Here is a 1,549-nt window from a genome sequence, read left to right as displayed (position 1 = left end):
TCTCCGAGCGGGGCCCTCGACGAGTTGTTTCGGGGAGTGGCTGATTTGCGCCACCGAACTTGAGCCTTCGAGTGCGAAGCCCGTCCTCCCCCGTGATTTTTAGATTGACCTCTGCCGTCTCGATATCTGCCAGGGAAAATCCTTCGTCGAACAGACGAATGAACGGGCCGATCGCGGCGGAGCCCTTGTTGTCCTTTGCCCTGCCCAGAAGCAGGGCTGACCGACCTTCCACGTCACGCAGATTGACGTCATTGCCGAGTGAACCGCCAACGATTCTGCCACTGCCTGGTGCGGCAAAGACATAGGCGGCAGGATCGTCGCATCCGCCAATGTCGCGAACGGCGCCTCGCGGGATGTGATGTCGACCACGTTGCCGCCGCGAAGCGTGACAACCATCGGGTGGCCAACGTCTCGCGCCTGGGCACGCCCGATGAACACGCCCCGCGAGGGCACGATCCAGCCTTCCATTAGGATTCTCCTGGCCTCAAGCCTGGAACAGGGCCGATGCATTGTCCGTAAACCGGGCCACCTTTTCGGGGTCAAGCGACACGCCAAGGCCGGGACCGTCCGGGATCGCGAGATACCCTTCGGCGTCGACGTCGAAGCTTTGCTGCATGATGCCATCGACATAGGCGCTGCCGCCAATGAACTCGACATAGTCGACTTTTGGAAACGCCGCGGCCATTTGCAGATCAGCCGCCACGCCCAACGCCGTGTTCCAGCCATGGCCGACATAGCGGACGCCGAAATCGTCGGCCATCCAGGCGATGCGGCGCTGTTCGGAAATTCCACCAACCTTGGTCACGTCGGGTTGGACGATGTCGAATGCGCCGCGCGACAGCCATGGCAGAAAGGCCTGGCGCCTGGTTAGCACCTCGCCGCCGGCGATTGGCACGGGGCTGACGCGGCGCAGGTGACAGTAATCATCGATTGCATCTGGCCGCAGCGGCTCCTCGAACCAATCGACGTCGTAAGCCTTTAACATGTCGGCCGTGCGCATCGCCCATTTGAGATCCTGAGGCCAATGCGCGTCGCAAGCCCCAGCATCGACGAAAAGCCGCCCTTCCGGGCCGATTGCTTCCCGGGCGGCGCGCACGATGCCTTCGTCGACTGCCTCGCTACCAACCCGCCCGAACGGCCCCCAGCCGATCTTGTAGGCACGGAAGCCGCGCTCCTTATAGGGCAGGATCTGGTCGGCCATCATGTCCGGCATCTTCATGAGCAGCGAGCAATAAGGCTGAATCCGCCGACGATAAACGCCGCCGAGCAGCTGTCCGATCGACAATCCGCTGACCTTGCCAAGGATGTCCCATAGCGCAATGTCGATTCCGCTGATGGTATGGGTGAGCGTGCCGCCACGACCCATCCAGAACGTGTTCTGGTGCAGCTTCTCGGTGACCCGTTCAGGCTCAAGGGCATTTTCTCCCAGGAACAAAGGCTCAAGCACCTGCAGGCCCGCCCGAACCAGGCGTCCGTCGGTGAAGACGCTGCCATAGCCGGTAATGCCGGCATCGGTGTGAATCGCAATTAGGGCATGCACCGAATCCTG

The 1,549-nt window shown here is 61.8% G+C and carries 1 protein-coding gene and 1 pseudogene; both read right to left on the bottom strand.

The window, feature by feature from the left end; all coding sequences use genetic code 11:
- Positions 1-283 (bottom strand): annotated as a pseudogene (locus EN993_RS38190) (fumarylacetoacetate hydrolase); the annotation flags it as partial.
- Positions 284-484: 201 nt separating this feature from the next.
- On the bottom strand, positions 485-1,549 hold a 1,065-nt coding region (locus EN993_RS35620), incomplete at its 5' end, for a mandelate racemase/muconate lactonizing enzyme family protein (RefSeq protein ID WP_245469070.1).

This window comes from Mesorhizobium sp. M7D.F.Ca.US.004.01.2.1 (assembly GCF_003997785.1).
GTDB lineage: Bacteria > Pseudomonadota > Alphaproteobacteria > Rhizobiales > Rhizobiaceae > Mesorhizobium > Mesorhizobium loti.
Note: the sequence above shows the minus strand (reverse complement) of the source record. Positions and strands in the feature narration are given on the sequence as shown.